At 56.5% G+C, this 19,815-nt stretch carries 16 protein-coding genes and 1 pseudogene; 4 read left to right on the forward strand and 13 right to left on the reverse strand.

What is annotated here, in order from left to right; translation table 11 throughout:
- Positions 1-26: 26 nt before the first annotated feature.
- Together ACVBAU_RS05515 and ACVBAU_RS05520 are read left to right on the forward strand one after the other, a co-directional pair.
- Positions 27-1,337 carry a TRAP transporter large permease gene (locus ACVBAU_RS05515; protein ID WP_138924056.1) on the forward strand — a complete coding sequence of 437 codons (1,311 nt, stop codon included), beginning with the start codon at positions 27-29 and terminating at the stop codon, positions 1,335-1,337.
- Positions 1,338-1,365: 28 nt separating this feature from the next.
- Positions 1,366-2,478 (forward strand): C4-dicarboxylate TRAP transporter substrate-binding protein, encoded by a 1,113-nt coding sequence (locus tag ACVBAU_RS05520; protein WP_448328345.1) that lies wholly within the window; start codon positions 1,366-1,368, stop codon positions 2,476-2,478.
- 181 nt (positions 2,479-2,659) lie between these two features.
- On the opposite strand, the gene ACVBAU_RS05525 is transcribed toward ACVBAU_RS05520, so the two are convergent.
- Positions 2,660-3,133 (reverse strand): Lrp/AsnC family transcriptional regulator, encoded by a 474-nt coding sequence (locus ACVBAU_RS05525; RefSeq protein WP_093733487.1) that lies wholly within the window; start codon positions 3,131-3,133, stop codon positions 2,660-2,662.
- A gap of 144 nt (positions 3,134-3,277) precedes the next feature.
- Between ACVBAU_RS05525 and ACVBAU_RS05530 the strand changes: the two are divergent.
- A pseudogene (locus ACVBAU_RS05530) lies at positions 3,278-4,682 on the forward strand (aminotransferase class V-fold PLP-dependent enzyme).
- A gap of 323 nt (positions 4,683-5,005) precedes the next feature.
- On the forward strand, positions 5,006-6,226 hold the full coding sequence (locus ACVBAU_RS05535; protein WP_448328348.1) for a GAF domain-containing sensor histidine kinase: 1,221 nt from the start codon (positions 5,006-5,008) through the stop codon (positions 6,224-6,226).
- A gap of 158 nt (positions 6,227-6,384) precedes the next feature.
- Here ACVBAU_RS05535 and ACVBAU_RS05540 read toward each other — a convergent pair whose 3' ends face one another.
- From ACVBAU_RS05540 to ggt, 12 genes are all read right to left on the reverse strand, one after another.
- On the reverse strand, positions 6,385-6,777 hold the full coding sequence (locus ACVBAU_RS05540; RefSeq protein ID WP_138924053.1) for a response regulator: 393 nt from the start codon (positions 6,775-6,777) through the stop codon (positions 6,385-6,387).
- A gap of 38 nt (positions 6,778-6,815) precedes the next feature.
- The gene (locus ACVBAU_RS05545) at positions 6,816-8,264 is read right to left on the reverse strand and encodes a sensor histidine kinase (protein WP_448328351.1); all 1,449 of its coding nucleotides are present in this window, start codon (positions 8,262-8,264) and stop codon (positions 6,816-6,818) included.
- On the reverse strand, positions 8,261-9,778 hold the full coding sequence (locus ACVBAU_RS05550; protein ID WP_335745070.1) for an ATPase domain-containing protein: 1,518 nt from the start codon (positions 9,776-9,778) through the stop codon (positions 8,261-8,263). Before ACVBAU_RS05550 ends, ACVBAU_RS05545 begins: the two co-directional genes overlap by 4 nt.
- 158 nt (positions 9,779-9,936) lie before the next feature.
- The gene (locus ACVBAU_RS05555; RefSeq protein WP_335745071.1) at positions 9,937-11,118 is read right to left on the reverse strand and encodes a benzoate/H(+) symporter BenE family transporter; all 1,182 of its coding nucleotides are present in this window, start codon (positions 11,116-11,118) and stop codon (positions 9,937-9,939) included.
- A 383-nt stretch (positions 11,119-11,501) separates the two neighbouring features.
- Positions 11,502-12,386, reverse strand: coding sequence for a polysaccharide deacetylase family protein (locus ACVBAU_RS05560; protein WP_448328354.1), 885 nt, complete (start codon positions 12,384-12,386; stop codon positions 11,502-11,504).
- Between the two features lie 3 nt (positions 12,387-12,389).
- Positions 12,390-12,815, reverse strand: coding sequence for a nuclear transport factor 2 family protein (locus ACVBAU_RS05565; RefSeq protein ID WP_335745073.1), 426 nt, complete (start codon positions 12,813-12,815; stop codon positions 12,390-12,392).
- A gap of 16 nt (positions 12,816-12,831) precedes the next feature.
- Positions 12,832-14,304: an amidohydrolase family protein gene (locus ACVBAU_RS05570; RefSeq protein WP_448328357.1), complete on the reverse strand. Its 1,473-nt coding sequence runs from the start codon at positions 14,302-14,304 to the stop codon at positions 12,832-12,834.
- Positions 14,305-14,394: 90 nt separating this feature from the next.
- On the reverse strand, positions 14,395-15,420 hold the full coding sequence (locus ACVBAU_RS05575) for an ABC transporter substrate-binding protein (RefSeq protein ID WP_448328359.1): 1,026 nt from the start codon (positions 15,418-15,420) through the stop codon (positions 14,395-14,397).
- 35 nt (positions 15,421-15,455) lie between these two features.
- Positions 15,456-16,229, reverse strand: a complete 774-nt coding sequence (locus ACVBAU_RS05580) for an ABC transporter permease (protein ID WP_138924046.1) — start codon at positions 16,227-16,229, stop codon at positions 15,456-15,458.
- A 10-nt stretch (positions 16,230-16,239) separates the two neighbouring features.
- A complete protein-coding gene (locus ACVBAU_RS05585) occupies positions 16,240-17,091 on the reverse strand; it encodes an ABC transporter ATP-binding protein (protein ID WP_138924045.1) in 852 nt (283 codons plus the stop codon).
- 201 nt (positions 17,092-17,292) lie between these two features.
- The gene (locus tag ACVBAU_RS05590; RefSeq protein WP_335745077.1) at positions 17,293-18,003 is read right to left on the reverse strand and encodes a TetR/AcrR family transcriptional regulator; all 711 of its coding nucleotides are present in this window, start codon (positions 18,001-18,003) and stop codon (positions 17,293-17,295) included.
- Between the two features lie 178 nt (positions 18,004-18,181).
- Positions 18,182-19,771 (reverse strand): gamma-glutamyltransferase, encoded by a 1,590-nt coding sequence (ggt, locus tag ACVBAU_RS05595; protein ID WP_335745078.1) that lies wholly within the window; start codon positions 19,769-19,771, stop codon positions 18,182-18,184.
- Between the last annotated feature and the right edge of the window lie 44 nt (positions 19,772-19,815).

The raw sequence follows: 19,815 nt of genomic DNA on the forward strand, positions 1-19,815 counted from the left end.
CAATCTCAACTTGATGGGAACATGTAATGAGCAACCTTTTGATCGGATGGATCGGCGTCGGTGCCCTGTTCGGCCTGCTGGCCTTTCGGATGTCCATCGGCACGGCGCTTATGGCGGTGTCCTTTGTCGGCATCACCGTCATGTTCAACCTGCAAGCAGCACTTGGGATCGTGAGTGCGATGCCGTTCAACCTGATCGGCGACTGGTCGCTGACAGCGATCCCGATGTTTCTGTTTATGGGCTTTATCGCGGCCAATACCGGCCTGACGGCGGGCGCGTTTGATCTGCTGCGCGTTTTGTTGGCGCGGGTGCCGGGCGGTTTGGCATCGGCGAGCGTCGGTGCCTGTGGCCTGTTCGCCGCGGCCTCTGGGTCGTCCATCGCGACGACTGCTGCCATGTCGAAAATCGCCGTGCCCGAGATGCTGCGGGCAAACTACCACCCGTCGCTGGCCACCGGCGTCGTCGCAGCGTCTGGCACGCTTGGTTCGCTCATCCCGCCATCGATCCTGATGGTGCTTTACGGCATCTTCACCGAGCAATCGATCGGCCAGCTGTTTATCGCTGGTGTTATTCCCGGCGTGCTATCAGCGTTTGTTTATATGGCGATGATTACCGTGCGTGCCACGGTGACGCCTGCGCTTGCGCCACCCGTAGTAGAGCGGATTGACCGCAAGAAACTGCTGCGCCTGTTGTGGTCGGTCTGGCCCTTTCCTGTGTTGGTTCTGGGCGTTTTGGGCGGTATTTTTGGCGGGTTTTTCACGCCGACCGAGGCGGGGGCCGTCGGGGCGTTTCTGGCTGCAACCGTCGCGCTGTTGCGTCGTTCACTGACGCGCAAAGCACTGGCCGAGGCGATCCGTCAGACGACGTTGGCGACGTCTTCGATCTTCTTTCTGTCCATCGGGGCGGTGATGTTCACCCGTTTCATGGGGCTGTCAGGTGTGCCACGGGCGCTGACCGACATGATGCTGGCCGTTTCGGATAATCAGATCGTTATTATTCTGATGATCGCTGCGCTGTTCATCATTCTGGGCATGGTGATCGATTCCATCGGTCTGATCCTGCTGACGCTGCCGATCCTTCTGCCGGTGCTAGAGGCCGCTGACATCAACCTGATCTGGTTCGGCATCATCTGCATCAAACTGCTTGAGATCGGCCTTGTGACGCCGCCCGTCGGGTTGAACCTTTACGTCCTACACAGCGCGCTATCGGGCGAGGTCAAGCTCAGCGACATCATCTCGGGCACCACATGGTTCATCGCTATGGATATTTTAACCCTGTTCATCTTGATCGCCTTTCCCGCGATCAGCCTATTCCTGCCCTCGCTCATGGCGCAGTGAAAACTTTTCAACCGGAGGAGACGATAACATGAAACTGAAGACATCCCTTTTGGCCCTCGCGGCCTGTGGCCTTGGCACTGCTGCCATCGCGCAAAACGCCAACCACTTCTTTGCCGAACGCCATTCGATGGTGCGCGGCCCCTATGTCGAGTTCGCCAAGCGCGTGGCCGAGGAAACCAACGGGGACGTGAACTTTACCGTTTTCGCCGGTGGGTCGCTGCTGCCGCCGGCCGCATCCTTGCAAGGCGTGCGTGATGGCGTGGCACAAGTGACCTACCACGCGGGCACCTACACCCCGTCCGAACTGCCCGTTGCCAACCTGATCGGCAACTTTGCTTTCTATAACACTGATCCGATGGTTATGGCCTTTGCCTCGACCGAATTCGGCCTCACCAACGAGGCCGCACTGGCCGAGTGGAAAGAGAATGGCGTCGTTTTCGGCGGCGGGTATTCGACTTCGCAATACTACATGATGTGCAACACGCCTGTCGCTACCTACGAGGATATTCAGGGCAAGCGTCTGCGCATGGCGGGCGGTGCCTGGTCACGCTTTGCCGAACATGTGGGCGCGGTACCCGTGTCGATCCCGTCAAGCGAGATGTACACTGGTCTCGACACAGGATCGCTTGATTGTGCGGTTGCGGCTGCGGATGCGTTGGATTCCTTCTCGCTTTCGGATGTGGTCACGCACATGAACACGTTGGCCGTCGGCAACTATTATGCCGGTTTCGAATGGGGCTATAACCCTGCGTTCTGGCAAGGCCTGTCGGAAGAGTCGCGCGGCGTATTGTTTGACCAAATGGCATACTACCTTGCGCAGCACCGGGTCGAGTTCGACAAAGATGTTGAAAAAGCGGTTTCCGCGGCCAAAGAAGGCGGCATGGAGGTGTTTGAACCTGATCAGGCTTTGACGGATGCGCTGGCGGAATTTGTGATCGCCGACGAGGCCGTCGTGATCGAGAACGCCAAGGGCCGCGGCATCGAGAACCCCGAAGCGCTGCTGGAAGACTATAAGCGCATCGTTGATCGCTGGGCCGATCTGCTGGCGGATGTGGACCACGGCGAAACGGACGCATTGGCAGCATTGGCCAAAGCAGAGATCTACGACAAGCTGGACCGTGCAAACTACGGTATGCAGTAACTGCCAATGACCACGTGGTTCGGCCAGGGGGCGGTATTGCCGACCAACAACTGGACGCGTTGGAACCTGCAGGCCGCGGCTATCGTGCCGCGGCCTGACTTTTATGCGGGACCCTGCCGTTGGTGCAAAGAACTGCGCCGAACGCCCCTATTTTTAACGCGCAATGCGCCTTCGGGCCGCGTCAGACCGGCAGGTCGCGCCGATCGGCGATCGCTTCCATGGCGATGCAGGATGTAACGGTCTCTAGCGCGGCCCCTGCGATCAGTCGCTGATAGATGCGATCAAAATCGTTCATGTTCTGCGCAACAATTTTCAGCATGTAATCGTAATCTCCGGCGATCCGAAACACGTCGATGATGTTCTCGATCCCAAGGACCGTCTTGCGAAATGTCTCGAGCCATTCCGGAGAGTGATCCCGCGTGCGCAGCATGACAAAAACCGTCAAACCCAGCCCGATCCGCTCATGATCCAGCCGCAGCGTCTGGCCGGTGATGACCCCCGTTTCCCGTAAGCGCACGATGCGACGCCAGCACGCATTCTGCGACAGCCCCACCCGATCAGCGACATCACGTTGCGACAGCGACGCATCTTTTTGGAGCACGCGCAAAATCGCGGCATCGATCCGGTCGAGCTTCGGGGCTGGCTGTTGGGTCATTTGAACGAAAAACCTCGGAAAGTTGGTGGTAATAGGGTAAGTTTATTGCAGCTTCTCATGTCATTGTCACCTTAACTTACGGCAAAATAGAAGGATTGATTTATGACCGATACGCCCGAGCTCTTTGACAGCTTTCGCCAAGGGATGAGTGCTGGCGACATCATACCCGGTCTGCGCTCTGGCTTGATAGGCGAGGGCATGATGGTCCCGGGGCCACGCGGCCCAAACCCTTTGATCTATGCTGATTATGTCGCCTCCGGGCGGGCGCTAAAGCAGCTTGAAGACCGGATCGCCAAGGATGTGCTTCCCTATTATTCCAACGCGCATACCGAAGCGTCTTTCTGCGGCCAACATATGAACCGTTTGCGGGCGCAAGCCCGACGCGTTGTGGCGCAGGCGTGTGGCGCCGACGCGGATCATGCGGTTATCTTTGCAGGGGCAGGTGCCACAGCTGGGCTGACAAAGCTGGCCGCTTTGCTTGGAGTCGATACGATGCTGGCCGAGGGGCAGAACCCGCTGGTGCTGATTGGACCCTACGAACATCACTCCAACATCTTGCCATGGCGGGAGTCCGGCGCAGAGGTCATAGAGATCGCCGAAGCCGCTGCTGGCGGGCCCGATATGGATGATCTGGCAGCACAGCTTGCGGCCCATGCCGACCGGCCCGTGATCGGAAGTTTTTCGGCCGCATCGAACGTCACGGGCATTGTCAGCGATGTCGCTGCGATCACCCGTTTGCTCAAGCGGAACGGTGCGATCAGCGTCTGGGATTATGCGGGGGCAGGGCCGTATCTTTCGATCGATAGGGGGATGGGGTATGGATGCGGTCGTCGTGTCGCCGCATAAATTCATCGGGGGGCCGGGGGCTTCTGGCGTGCTGATCTTGCGCCGCGACGCAGTCAAGCGCGCGCGCCCGACCAGCCCGGGCGGCGGCACGGTGCGCTTTGTATCCCCCTGGGGGCAGGATTATGCTGCCGATGTGGTCGCACGAGAAGAAGCAGGCACGCCCAATGTCATCGGCGATATCCGCGCGGCACTGTGTTTTATCGTGAAAGAGGCAATCGGCGAGGCGCGTATGGCCGCGACCCTGAACGCGCATCGGCGCAAAGCTTTGGCGGCGTGGCGAAACGTGCCGGGGCTGACTATTCTGGGTACGGTCGACGCCACGGCCTTGCCTATTTTTTCCTTCATGGTCCGCGACCGATACGGGAGGGTCGTGCACCCGCAACTGGTCTGTCGCATCCTTTCTGATCACTTTGGCATTCAAGCCCGCGGCGGATGTGCCTGCGCCGGCCCCTATGCGCACCGCTTGCTGGGGATCGACCGGGCGCAGTCGGATCGGCTGCGCGCGGAAATTGGATCTGGCAATGAGGTCGCAAAGCCCGGCTGGACCCGGCTTGCATTCTCGGTCCTGATGGACGACGCCAAAGTGGATTTTATCACCGACGCCGTGTCCCGTATTGCGCGCAATCCAGAGGACTTTACCGACGCCTACGCGGTAGAGGCGTCAACAGCGCGCTTCAGTCCAAATCTGCAACTAGCTGTGTAAGACAGGGTCAGCTTACGCTGCCTGTGTTATCACGTAGTTTGAGAAGTGACGACCTGCCAGTAAGCGGCAGTTCGGCGGTATCAAGGTCTGAAGGCGAAGCCCGCGCGGTTTCGCCCCCTACCGCGTGACATGAGATTGAAAATGCAGTGGGGAGTTTTGAACTTCGGATCATGTACCCACTTAGCGCGATAGTACGGAAAACTTCCCGCTCTGATAGTCGCGGCCAAAAGTTGCCCGAAGCTCGGACGCACCGAAGGGTAATAAACAATTGATTGCACACGACTTATCGCTAATAGTCGCTGAATAAAGAGTTAACGAGGTGCATGTTGAGAACCTATCCCATTCCCTTCAATGAAGAAGCACGCCTTAGATCAGTCTTTGCTGTTCCCGGCCTGACCGAAGCAAATAGTGGCGTTTTCGACGCCATTTGCGATGCGACCCGAAAGATACTGGATTGTCCAATCGCACACATCAGTGTCATTGAAGGTGACACCCAGTGGTACAAGTCCGTCGTTGGCATCGAGCTTGATCGGATGTCGAAGAACAACAGCTTTTGCACCCATACGATAATGTCGGGCAAACCGATGGTCGTGCCGGATCTGAGCAAAGACCCTCGGTTCGAGACCCATCCTATGGTAGCCGAAGGCGGGCCCGGGGCACGGTTTTATGCGGGGGTTCCGTTGGTGTTGTCGTCGGGCCATCGTTTCGGGAGCCTGTGCGTCCTTGATCTGGTTCCTCATGAAGCGCCATCGGATCACCAGATGTCGATCCTGACAGATCTGGGGAAAGCCGTCGTCGCCGCGTTGGAAGGCGTGCCGCCAACCCCGGTGGATCTTACGAAAGACGAAGGTGCGAAATCGACTTTTGTCACGCTTATCGGCCATGAATTACGTACGCCGCTGACCATTCTCTTTGGGAGCTTGCGGTTGCTTGAGGCGATGGCCGATCGTGGCATCAACGCAGGACTGATTAGCTCGGCGCGAAAATCGACAGAGCATCTTATGGGGCTGGTTGAGGCGATTATCACCTATAGTGACGCGTCGACCGGAGAGCTTTCCCTGAACGAACAAGACTGCGAATTGGGCGATATTCTGAACGGTGTTGCCCAATTGGTATTGCCGGGTGCGGATGGCGAGTTGAAGTCGATTGCGCTAGATGAGAAGGCGCACACTGCATCCATTTACATCGACCCCCATCAGATCAAGCTTGCTTTGCATGCGCTTGCCCTTAATGCGATCAACCACGGCGGATCAGAAATCACTATTGGAAGCAGGTTGGATGGCTCCAGAAATCTTGAACTTTCAATCACTGATAATGGCACATTGGACGACAATGTCGATCTAGCGGCGCTGTATGAACCTTTTGTCGTCGGGGGACATCTCAGAACGAGGGATACCCGCGGGGGATTGGGCCTTGGCTTACCGTTAACCCGAAAACTGGTTGAACTTCATGGCGGTGAATTCGAGGTGCAAGCCACTGATAAGGGTACAACTGCGATAGTACGCTTGCCAGCTTGGCGCGTCAGTCGGTTGAGGGTCGTCTAAATCGAAGTCGCGACAGACCTTGGCCCTGTCAAAAGAGCCTACGTCTGGTCGCGTTTTCTATAGACTGTAGGCCCCTAGCCGATGGGCCTTAAAACACCGCAAAAAGACGGCGGGTGCGACCCCACCGGCATCAATCCGAAGCAACGTTTGACCCCGGCTTAGACGGTATGATCTTCGGAGGCCGCGATCGTTTTCATATCGCTGATAATCTGGGTTGTTACATAGGGCTTGGAATAGAATTTCGAACCTTCAGGCATTGCCTCATCTGTAACGCCCACGACGCCCGACGCGATAAGAATTTCTACCGACGGCCAGCCTTCGCGGACGCAAGCCGCGAGCTTGAGCCCATTGATAGAGCCTGGCATGTCGATATCTGTGAACAGGATTCCGATATCGTCATTGTCGCGGATCAGCACCATCGCTTCATCGGCCGAACAGGCTTCGTAAGTCTTGAAACCTGCATCGCCTATCATGTCGACGGCATCCATGCGCAGCAAGGGTTCGTCTTCGACGACAAGAACGGCAAGCCGTGAAGTGTTTTCGGAATACATAGCGCAGTGGAACCTTTCTTTCTGCAGAGACGGGAATATCAGAACAGCAATCCGGAGCCGGGCGCACTGAGCTTAAAATGTAAACCTTCCGGGTCGTAGGAAAGTTCCACCTTTCCCTGAAAATATCCTCCGAGTGCCTGCTCGATCATCCGGCTGCCAAAACCGCGCTTGGTTGGGGGCGAAACCGGGGGGCCGTCTGTCTCGACCCAAGTAAACGTGAAGACATCATCTTTTTCCTCCCAGCAGATGCGGACCTTGCCGCCCTGAGCCGAAAGAGAGCCGTATTTGCTGGCGTTGGTGCTTAGCTCATGGATCGCCATGGTCATCGCAAGCGCCTGCTTTGAACCCACTTCGATATCCGGCCCATCGATATCAAAGCGACCTTCGCCGGTGCGGTGCGCTGCCAGTGCGGCGTCGACCACTTCGGGCAGTCGGGTTTCGGCCCAAGACGCCGCGATCAATCGGTCATGGGCTTGGGCCATCATCGCGATACGCGATTGCAACGATGTCTGGGCGTCACGCAGGTTGTCCGCCAGCCGCAGGGTCTGCGAAACCATCACATTGACCATGGCCAGCGTGTTTTTGACACGGTGGTTCATCTCGCCCAGCATCAAGTGGCGCTGTTCTTCGGCCACTTTGATTTCGTGAATATCGGTACAACTGCCGTACCACCGCAGAATGGTACCGCCCTTGTCCCGCACCGGTTGGGCCCGCCCGAGCACCCAGCGATAGTCGCCCGAACGGTGACGTAGGCGGTATTCGATCTCGTAGTTTTCGCCGGTGCTGAGGCTGTGGCGCCACCGCTCCCATGCGCGCTCCTGATCATCGGGGTGGAAGATCCCGTTCCAGCCTTCGCCGTCGGTAGAGCCAGCGGGAACGCCCGTGAATTCGTACCAGCGGTCGTTAAAATAGTCGTGAAACCCGTCGGGCAGGGTGGACCAGATCATTTGATCCACCGAATTGGCAATGGCTTGAAATTTCGCTTCGCTCTCGAACAGCTGGCGTTCGCGCAATTGCAACTCTTCGAGCTGGCGACGCGCTTGATGCTGCCGACCGCGGGCCGTCAGTGATGACCGCACGGCGCGGACCAACTCTTCGGCATGAAGCGGGCGCGACAACAACACGGCATTGCTTAACCGGTCCATGCGCTGCACAGCCCGTTCGCTGCGGCTGCGCGTGGCACCATTGGCGAGCACGATAAACGGCACGTCCGACCAAGACGGCTGCGCATCCAGCGCGAGGGCCAGCGCGTCGGCATCGGCGCCGCTCAGGGCTTCTTCGGTAATCAGCACCGCACCGACATGCTGTGAAATAAGCTCGGACAACTGCGACAGCGTTAGGATGGGGATCGACGCGATCCCGTCTTTCGCCAGCAGTTGCCGCGCGACAGCCTCATCCCGCCCCCGCGGTGCCATGACCGCAACGGACGAAAAGATATCTAACGGCGGCGCTTCCTGAGTTTCCCCGAGTGGCGGCAGGCTTGTCACTTTGACCCATCCTTGTCGTCGCCCTTAAGCGCCAAAAGGTGATCCTTTGACGCATTATAGACAGGGGAACCGGACAGAATAGATGAAAAGCCGCGGATCGGCTCGCCGATGCTAATGCCATTTTGATCGATCTTGAACTCACGAATACTGCGTTCGTGGTCCGACGTCCGCGTCTTGATGACAGATATGGATTTTCGGATTTCGCCCTCTGCCTCGAAGAACCGCAGCATCAACACGGTGTCCGCTAGATAGCTGATGTCGATATCCGAGCGCAGATCGCCGGTGACCCCATGTTGGCCGAGCACCATGATCGAAACCACCCCCTGCTGGGCGAGGTAGCTCAGCAGCTCGTGCATTTGGAGAACCAGAAAGTTATCGCTGGGCATCGCGTGCAGATAGGCGTTCAGACTGTCGATCACCACAACACTAGCATCGTCATCCTCGACCGCGCTACGAACTGCATGGGCGAACTCACCAGGCGACAACTCTGCCGGATCAACCTGCCGAATCTGAAGCATCCCGTTGTCGATGAAAGGTTGCAGGTCCATGCCAAGCGCCTTGGACCGGATCATGAGCGTCGAAAGGCGTTCGTCAAACAGAAAATAGGCAGCGTTCTGTCCACGCTTCAGCGCCGCGATCATGCAGCGCACCGCGGTTGTTGTTTTGCCCACGCCCGCAGGGCCTGCCATCAGCGCATTGGTGCCCGGAAAAAGACCATCGCCCAAAAGCGCGTCCAGCTCTTTTAGACCCGTGGTAACAGGGTCCGTCGAATGCGTGCGGTGGTGTTGTGCTGCGATCAGACGGGGATAGACGCAAATGCCGCCCCGCTCGATCGTGAAGTCATGATAGCCGCCGTGGTACTTTAGCCCGCGCATCTTGATCACCCGCAGGCGGCGCCGTTCAGAGCCAAAGTCATTCGCCAAATGTTCCAGCGAAATGACGCCGTGGGCGATCGAATGCAATTGCAGGTCGCCCGGTTCGGCGGTGCGGTCATCCAACATCAATACCGTGCATTTGCGACGCGCAAAGAAATGCTTGAGCGCGAGGATTTGCCGGCGATACCGCAGCGGGTTCTGGGCCAGCAAACGCAGTTCCGACAGGCTATCAAGCACGACCCGGTCCGGATTGGTTTTCTCTACCAGATCAATGATCCCGCGCACAGTTTCACCAAGCTCGACTTCGCTTGGGTGCAGCAAGGACTGTTCGTGGTCGGGGCTGAATTCATCTTCTGCCACCATTTCGAACAGGGCGATGTCATCCAGTGTCCAGCCGTGCGACTGTGCCACAGCAGTCAGCTCATTCACGGTTTCAGACAGGGTGATATAGAGCCCCTGACGGCCCGCCGCGCGCCCCTCCATCAGGAATTTTAACGCAAGCGTTGTCTTGCCCGCTCCGGGCGTGCCTTCGACCAGATAAAGCCGTTCGGGTGTAATGCCACCGCGCAGCACATCGTCGAGACCCGAAGTCCCGGTTGATAATCTTTGCGTTACGTCGGGCGTCGTTGTTTCAGTCATGCTGCATTTTCTTCAGTTTGTTCATTTTGGTTAACTAGGTCACTCGGTCAAAGAGTAAACTGGGCAGTTAGAATACGTTATCATCAGAGATAAATCTCTTCATGGAAAATATATGTGCAATGCGTTGGCTTTTTTAAACCTCTGGCGCCAAAGCAAGGTCAGGCCCTTAATCGATGCGCGATGGCCTTTGCCCCCCAGATGATCGCGCCGGCGATAACGCCCCAAAACGCGCCGCTTATGCCATAAAGCGTCATACCGCTTGCCGCGATCAAGAACGTCAGCGCCGGTGCCTCTAGTTGGGTGGGGGTGGTGAAGGCAGCAGAGAGCGAACCAACCAGCGCGGGGATAAGTGCAAGTCCGGCCACCGCAGTAATCAAAGCAAGCGGTGCAAGGCTTGCCAGTGCGGTGATCAGCGCGGCAGCAAACGCAAGCAGGATGTAGACAATCCCCGATGTGATTGCCGCCCAATAGCGGGTTGCCGGATCGCGGCCCGCGTCTTCGCCAGCCATCATCGCTGCGGTGATCGCGGACATGTTGACAGGGATCGACCCGAACGGCGCGAACGCAAGGCTGACAAGGCCGGTTTTGCGGATCAGGGGTTGGCGGTCGACTGAATAGCCGTTCAGTTCCAGCACCGCAAAGCCCGGGATATTCTGCCCCGCCATCGTCACCAGATAAAGCGGCAGAGCGACGGAAAAGAAGGACTGAACCGTAAAAATCGGGGCTGTAAGAGCAAAGGTAGGAAGCCACGCCCCGCCGGTTTGCACGGGGCTGCTCGGCGTATCGACGGCGTAAAAGAGAACCACAATAAACGCAATCACAGCAAAAGGCATTGCTGCCAACCTGTTCCACGTCAGGCCCGCAAGCCACGCGAGGAGCACCGGCAAAACCAGCAAGGGAATGCTGCCAAGCGCAAGCGCAGGGGCGAGACAGAGCTTGAGCAGAACGCCCGCGAGCAGGGCGTTTGCAATAGGTTTCGGTATTGCGGCCACGATCCGGCCAAGCGCGGGGATCAACCCCGTCAGAACGATCAATCCTGCACAAAAGATCAAAGCGCCCACGGCTTCAGCAAACCCGCCGGGCAAGATGGCCGTTGTCGCAAGAAAGGCCGCCCCCGGCGTAGACCATGCCACTGCGGCGGGGATGCGCGTTACGGCAGGAAGCCAGATGCTGCAAATCCCCATGCCGAGGGTTGCGAAAAACAGGCCTGTCGTCGCCTGCGCGCCCGTTGCTCCCATCGCGGTCAGCCCCGCCAGTACGATCGCGAATGACGCTGAATATCCGACGAATGCGGCAAGGAGGCCCATGGAAACTGCGGGCACTGAAAGATCGCGGAACATTAGAATAAAACGCCTCGGCTGCGGATTTCCATCACCCTTATCGAACCGGCCTGAAACTTCCAGAGCCGCTTTTCAAGAAATCCAGCTAGAATACAGCCGTGTCCTACGGAGGGGGCCTTTTAGTGAGGTTATGGCGATCCTAGGCAAAGAGCTTTATCAGGGGCATGTCGGGCTCTACGGCGGCCCTAAGCGCCTAGGGCAATTCCTCACGTCGTGAACGGGGCCATAGACATGCGGCGACGGTTAATCCTGCCAAACCCGTCTTAACGAGACCACGTGATGTGTCTGTCAGTAGACAATTCGAAAAACCTGCGATCCGCAGCATCCAAAAGCAAGTCAGAATGCGCCAAATACTACGCAGCGAAGGGGGCGTGGCGTATCGCTCAGGGAACCAAGTCGGGTATCACATCATAACAGTAGTCTGAAATAGCACCGCTTGTCGTCAGCCATACCTGGTCTTGTTTCGAAACGATATGAGACAACGCACGGCGCAGATGTCGAAGCCTGTAGGGCTGTCCGACCAGATAGGGATGCAACGCGATGCCCATAACAAGCGGTTGCCGCGAAGACTGTTCGAGCATCTCATCAAAGTTATCGATGATCATATTCGCAAAATCGGCCGCGCCCTCTTTGCGGGCGACGATAGAGGGAATGTCATTAACCTCCTGCGGATAAGGGATCGACAAGAGGCGGCCGTTGCGTGTTTTCATCCAGACAGGTTGATCGTCCATGCACCAGTTGAGCGTGTATCTATACCCAGACTGTGAGAGTAGATCGGGTGTATCCAAACTTTCCGCGATCCAGGGGGAAAGCCAGCCCTTTGGCTGTATACCTTCGGCATTTTTCAGGACTTTCGTAGCTGCGGAAATAAGCGCGGCCTCTGCCTCCATCGTCAGGTCGCTTTGACGTTCGGAATTCGTTCGCCCGTGCCCGACGATTTCGTCGCCGCGCGCGCTGAAAGACGCCATTAGGTCTGGTGCGTATTCATACATTTCGCTGTTGGTCAGCACACTGGCAGGCAGGCCCAATGCGTCAAACAACTCTAACAGCCGCCATGCGCCAACGCGGTTGCCATAGTCGCGCCAAGCGTAGTTTAGAACATCTGGTTGGGGACCTCCGGGTGCCAGTTCGGCACCAAGTCCAGTCCCAAAGCTAAAATGTTCAAGATTGAGCCCGATATAGACCGCAAGCCGTTTCCCCTCGGGCCAGTTGTAGTCGGCGCGCTTAGAGATTGGGGAGTAGTCGTATCTACCATGATGAGGGAGCATAATTCAGAGTTCCGCTTCTGCTAAACCAGCCTTGTGCAATATAATTTCGGCGCTGTCGTTCCACACGTCGGTGCTGACAATCTTGCCGTCGCGGACGACGAACTTGTCCAGATATCGGTTCGTTTCGAATGTGGTCCCATCCTTCCACGCCCCGTAAAGATAGCCGGTGTTGTAGACGTGGACGTCTCCGGTCGCCTCGTCGAGCGCGGCGTCGGTACGTAGGAACTTCTTCTTGACCCAATCATAGCGTTTTGCATTGAAGGCAGCGCTTTCTGCGGGGCCCGCGAAGGTGCGCCCCCCGGTAAACACCAGTTTGAAATCGTCACTGACATACGCCGCGGCTCCTTCAGGATCGGGCACCATCGACCGTTCAAGATAACTTTCCACAATCGCTTTTGCTGCAGCTACAGGGTCGATGTTCTGGTTCATTTCGTTAACTTTCTTCTCAAGTCGGGTAGGGGAGCGCGCAGGTCGCGCGGCAAAAACTTTGCACGACAGCGGATGCAGCAGCGTTCAGCGTACGCGTGTCTGCGTTCGCTTCATCCAGTCGCGTGGCGGCATCTGCGGCGCGTTTGGCTAGGGCTGCCTCGTCGAGGGTCAGTACACGGTCATTGGCGAATACATATTCACCCGCAATCATCACTTCCCGCAGGGCAGCACCGTTTTCGGCAAACACAATCTGGTCGAGCGGGGTACGCAGCGGCGTATAGTGGCAATAGCCAGCGTCCAGGAACAGCATGTCCGCGGCCCATCCTTCCGCGATCATGCCGACATTCTTGAGCCCCATAATCCGCGCGCTGCCTGTCGTCGCCATGGCAAAAGCATCACGGGTGGATATCCATTCTTTGCTGTCGCTTGCCTGTGCCCGACTTAGCGTCGCCGCGAGGCGCATGGCTTCGAACATGGATTGGCCATCACATGTATTCGAAGCATCCGTTCCGACCCCGAGGGTTACACCGCTGTCCATAAGCATTCGTACAGGTGCGATGCCAGACCCGAGCCGAAGGTTGCTAAGGGGGTTATGGCAAATACACGCGTCATGGGCAGCAAGAATGTCGGCTTCTGAGCGCGATAACCACACACCATGTGCGCCACTGAAGCGGGGGCTTAGCACCTGTAAACTGTCCAGATGTGCGGTAAGGCTGGTGCCATACTTCCGATGTGCGGTTACCTGTTGCAGGCGCGTTTCAGCCAAATGGGTTTGCAGCGGTATTTCATGCTGTGCTGCAACGTTTGCGCATGATGCCAGAAATGCATCTGAACAATGCAGCGGGATCGTTGGCCCGATGCCTGGTTGTACACGCTTACCCGATATGGGCCACGTCGCGAAGGCCTTTTTGCATACTGCGATAATGTCTTGCCAGTCCGGCATTGACAGGGCGGCAACGATGTCACGCAGGGGCTGGTCAAAATGCTCCAGCAGTCCGGGCAAGGCCTGATAGATCGTCTGGTCTGCGATCATTGGGGCAACGACGGCTCTTAGGCCTGCGCCCTGATACGCCTCAGCAACCGCATGGATACCTTCAACTGTCGGGCCTGGTAGCTCTATGAACAGGTCAAAGCAACTTGTGCAGCCTTTGCGGATTAGTTCAGCTGCGCAGAGTTCGGCTGCGAGGCGCAGATCATCGGCACTGCGTGAGGCATTCAGCCATGCTGAACCCGCAAGGAACGGTTCAAGCGTCAGATCGCCAGCAACGCCACCACGCCCAAGCGCACCGTGTGAATGGGTGTGACCGTTCACGAGACCGGGAATGATAAGGCGGTCGCTGACATCAATGCGCTTTGCATCTTCGGGGCCATCGCCATCTGCGAGTAGGGCCGTGATCAGGCCATCCGTCACAAGGATCGAAACTCTTTCGAAGGTTTCATTCTTAACAAGAACGAGCCCACCACAGAGCAAGAGTTGATGCTTGGACATACAGAATTCCGCAAACAAGTTGGGGGAGAAGAAAAGCTTTCAAGATACCTCACCGCGACAGGCAATCACCCGCCGCAGTGAGGTTAAGCGTTAGTTAATGGTCGTCTCAAAGCTGCGCTCATCGAGCGGAGGAAGGAACGACCGGTCGAAAATCTCTGACGCTTCTGGCAGGCGTTCCAGATCATAGCCTTTTGCAACGATCTCGATCGAGCGGGTCAACCGTTCGTCCACAAGGTCACCCATGCCGATGTCCGCGACTTCGGGGGCGTTCATCAGATTGGTTAACGCAAATTCCAACCGCGCGCGTTCCAGATCTGCGTCCACCAGATTGTCATACGCCATGACCGCTGCGACCGAGGTATCTTGATCGGCGGATGCCTCCATTGTCGCTTTGTTCACTGCGCGCACCAGCCCTGCAACGGCTTCTGGGTTTTCGGTCAGCAGTTCACGCGACACCATCATGCCGTTGGAGTAAAGGTCCATGCCGTAGTCTTCGAAGTTGAACCAGTTGTAGTCGTTCGCTGGGTCTTGGCGGTTTGCAATCAGGTTGAACCAGCTTGTCGAGGTAAACACGAATGCGCCGTCGATATCCCCGCGGATCATCATAGGTTCCTGCAGGTTTGGTGCCATGCTTTCTTGCGCGACTTTATCCAGGTCAATGCCGTTGATCTCGGCGAAAACAGGGAAGAGCCGTGTTGTCGGCGTGCCCTGAGCACCCCCAAGCGTCTTACCTTCAAAATCCGAAGGGCTTTCAATTCCGGCAGATTTCGGTGTCACAATCGCGAAAGGGGGACGGTTCCATAATTGATAGACCATAACAGGTGCTTCATTCGGACGCGCCGCAGCATTCTGAATGATAGCGTTGATGTCGCCGAACCCTGCGTCATAGGCCCCACCCATAATCCGTGTCACTGTCGCTGCCGATCCTTCGCCTTGGTCGATGGACACATTCAGCCCTTCGTCTTCAAAGTAACCCTTGTCCAGCGCCAGTAGAAAAGGCGCGTCAGAACCCTGTGTCTTCCAACCCAGGGTGAACCGGATGTCGGTAATTTCGGCAAACACCGGGGCTGCGCCGGCCATTAGCGCCAAGGTGGCACCCACGAGAACATTCTTCATTTCAGCTTTCCTTATTTCGATGAGGGGAGGGTTGGTTAAGACATTGCGATGTCATTGCCGCGTGTTGCCCATCCCGTGACGCGCCGTTCCAGAAGCGAAAACAGGGAGTAGAGGGCGACACCAAGCAGCGCGAGAATGATCAAACCTGCAAATACGAGCGACACTTGGAAGTTCGATGAGGCGGTCATCATGACATTTCCGATGCCACGGTTGGACGCCACAGTTTCGGATAGAACGGAACCTACAAAAGCGAGTGTGATCGCGACTTTGAGTGCCGCAAAAAAGTAGGGCATGGTGCGCGGTAGCCCGACATTCACCAGGATTTCTCGCTTGGATGCGCCAAGCGTTTTGAGCACGTCCTCAAGGTCAGGTTCTGTTGTGGCCAGTCCCGTGGCGATATTCACCACAATCGGGAAGACGCAAATCACCATCGCCGTCAGGATCGCAGGAGTTGTGCCTGACCCGAACCAAAGCACAAAGATCGGCACGACAGCGACTTTAGGGATGGATGAAAAGCCAACCAGCAAAGGAGAAGCGACGGCGTAGGCTACTTTGGATGTACCCACCATGATTCCCAAGGCCGTCCCAATCGCGACACCAAGCACAAAGCCGGTGAGCGTCGAATATAATGTCTGGGCGATGTGGGGCACCAAGATCGGAAACTTGATCCAGAGCGTCACGAGGATTTCGGACGGGCGCGGCAGAACAAGGTCAGAGACGTCCAGTAAAACGCAAAGTACTTCCCATATCAGAAAGAAGCCGAAGATCAGTGAAAACGACAGCATTCTGATGCGATTTTTCTCGGTCATAATAGACATCCTATTTACGCACCTGTGCAATCAGCTCGCGCAGGCCTTGGGTCATTTCGACAAATTCTGGGCTGTAGATCATGCCAATGTCCCGTGGCTGCGGGATGTTGACGTGTTCGTCCGATATGACCCGTCCGGGTCGTGCGCTCATCACGCAGATACGTTTTGCCAGAAAACCGGCTTCGCGCAGGTCATGTGTGACCAGCAGCACCGTCGGTTTGCGGTCCAGATACAGGTCTTGAAGAATTTGCCAAAGCTCTTCGCGCGTGAATTGGTCCAGCGCCCCGAAGGGTTCATCAAGCAGCAACAGATCGGGCTCGTGGATGAGTGCGCGACAAAGGTTTGATCGCTGCAACATCCCACCGGACAACTGCCAAGGATAGTGATTGGCAAAATCCTGAAGGCCTACCTGTTTTAACAAACGATGGACGCGGTCCCGATAAGCCCCTTTACGATCCTTGCGGAATGTCGCCTTGAACGGGGCCACGATCTTGAGCGGCAGCATCACATTCTGCTCGATCGTCAGCCACGGCAGCATTGTGGGGTTCTGGAACGCCATACCGATGCGCAACTGTTTGGCTGATGCTTCTCGCCCGCCGACAAGGACTACGCCGGATGAAGGCTGTATCAGATCGCTCACAAGGCGCAGGATAGTAGACTTGCCGCAACCTGACGGGCCGACAAGTGCCACGAAGTCACCTGCATCCATTTTCAAAGACGTAGGCGACAGTGCTGTAACAGCATCATCTCCCTTGCCGAAAACAACAGACGCCGTCTGCAATTCTACTGCATAGCGATATGGCGACGGCCCTACTTGGAGAGGGGTGCCGGTGCTTTGTTCAGGATGATTTAATATGTTCATGCAGTCATCAAACTGCAGAGCGGTGAGCCTATAAATAAAATTAAGTAAAAAGTTTTAGAATTAAATGGCTCCGCTCAAGAAAGAGGCGCGGTCCTGGGTGCTGGCGTGAAATTACAGCACTCCATGTTCCCTTATTGGGGGAATTGACGCTTCTTTCGCTTTCGAGGCAGTTTGGGCGTCATTTCCGAAGGGGCAACAGCGCTAATGATTCTGGATGCCGAGGTAGCTCAGAATGACGTCCTTGGCGTGTTGCCGACGTTCTTCTTGCCACGCGTCGTCATGGAGGTTCTGGCCGACAACAATGCCAAGAGTGGCAGCGTTGTTCAGGTGGTGGGCTGAAAGGGCGACAATACTAAGATAAAGCTGGGCGGGATCAGGCTTTCGACTAAACACTCCGCTTGAATATCCACGTTCTACCAGATTGCGGATTGCTACGATGAGAGGCTCCGACATGTCGCGCATCACCGCTGAACGCGCGATATACATCCCGTTCAGAGCGTTTTCATTGCGCGTCATTTTGCGGAAATCGGCGTTATTTTTAAAGTAATCGAAGGTGAATTCCACCAGTTCATTCAACTTCGCGACCGGATCCCCTACGCTAAAATTCAGGTGCGCTTCTTGGTCTCGGATCTGCTGAAAAATATCCTCAAGGGCCGCGATATAAAGCTGCTCTTTCCCACCAAAATAGTGGTAGATCATACGCGAGTTGCACTTGGCAGCCTTTGTTATGCGGTCAATCCGTGCTCCGTGAAAACCGTGTTCGGCAAACTCGTCTATAGCGACAGCCAAGATTTCGGCCTGTGTCCGCGTCGCATCGCGACTTCTGAATTTTGGGGATTTCGGCGAGGCGTCAGACCTACCACCACATTTTGCCGTCATCATTTCCCCGTATCGACTGTTGGTTTTCTTCACCGCACCTACTTAGGCCATGTAATCGGTTAAAAACGGGATGGTAAAGCTGGCCTGCAAGTCGTCCATGCTGTCGGAGAGCCCTTCGAGACATCGTAAAAGGGGGCGATTAGGGGTTCAGACGCAGCAAACCGTCGGTGTTTTTGCGCGCTGACCCCCCCTAAATTGCAAGAAGCTACCCTTAAAATCCCAACGCCATCCCGTCTTTTCTTGAGTCACTACCACCAGACAGCAAGCCTGTTTCGGGGTTGATGTAGATTGCCTGGCTCCCGCCGATCGGGGATTCCTGTACGGCCAGCACATGCCCACGCGCCGTCAAATCTTCGCGGACTTCCAAGGCAACGCTTGGTTCAATATCCAACACACCATCATGCGCAAAGCTGCGCGGTGCATCCATTGCTTCTTGTATGTCCATTCCCAGGTCCAGCACGCCCGACAAAAAGGCTGCGTGGCCAGCGGCTTGATAGTGCCCGCCCATGACGCCGAAGGGCATAACGGCGACCCCATCTTTGCAAAGCATTCCAGGAATGATTGTGTGCATGGGGCGTTTGCGCGGCGCGATGGCGTTGGGATGATCTTCAGCAAGTCTGAATGAAGCACCTCGTGAGTGGAAAAGAACACCTGTGGTCGGGTCTAAACGTGTCGAGCCAAAACCGTGGAAGATTGAGTTAATGAAGGACAGCGCATTTCCCTGTGCGTCAACGACGCTCAGATAGATCGTATCTTTATGTTCTGGCTCGTCCCAAAGGGTAGGGGGCAGGGCACGGCGCATGTCGATCCGCGCGGCCAATGCGTCTACGACGTCGTCAGACAAGAGTGTTTCAACCACATCGGGACAGTCTGCAGGGTCTGCGATCAATGCATCGCGGTGATGGTATCCAAGTTTTGTCGCCTCGGCGTGCAGATGGATGCGGTCAGCGTCGGAAAGTCCCTTACCCATGTCAAAGCGTGACAGGATGCGTAGAATTAGCAAGGCCGCCAACCCTTGGCCGTTCGGCGGGCATTCATAGACGTCATGATCGCCGTAACGCGATGAAATCGGTTCAACCCAGTGCGCTTGATCCCGACCTTCGTGAAAATCCGCTTCGGTGTGCAAACCGCCAAGAGATTGCAGATGTGCTGCCATTTTAGCGGCCACGTCGCCTTCGTAAAAACCTGCAGCACCGTTCTTTGCGATGTCGCGCAGACGTTCGGCCAATAGGGGTTGGGCATGCATGTCGCCCGCTTTCGGCGCTTTCCCGTCGGGCAGAAACAGCTTTGCTGCATGTTCATCGCCTGCAACAATATCCGCATTTGCGGCCCAATCCATTGCAACGCGCGGTGTCACAGGATAGCCGCTTTCGGCGTATTCTATGGCGCGTGCAAACAACTGCTCCAGTGGGAGAGAGCCATGATCCTTGTGGAGTAGGCACCACCCCGAAATGGCACCTGGAATCGTGACCGAATGCGGGCTTGTCTGCGGGATCTCATCCGTGAGACCTGCATTCTTTAGCGCTTCGACTGTTGCGGCAGCTGGCGCGCGCCCTGACCCATTCAGTGCCTTCACCTTGCCACCTTTTGGGGCATAGAGCGCAAAGCAGTCCCCACCTATACCTGTCATCAAAGGGTCGACGACACACTGCACAGCCACTGCAGCAATCGCCGCATCTACCGCATTTCCCCCTTTGGTCAGGATTTCATGGCCAGCCGAGGTTGATAGCGGGTGTGAGGTTGCGATCATCGCTGAAGAAGCGAGCGTACTGGGGCGGCGAGCAGAGAAGAAGTCAAACATTTCGGGTTTCCTGTAGTTAGCACCACCGGCCATGGGCACGCGAT

This window comes from Sulfitobacter sp. M13, assembly GCF_053474885.1.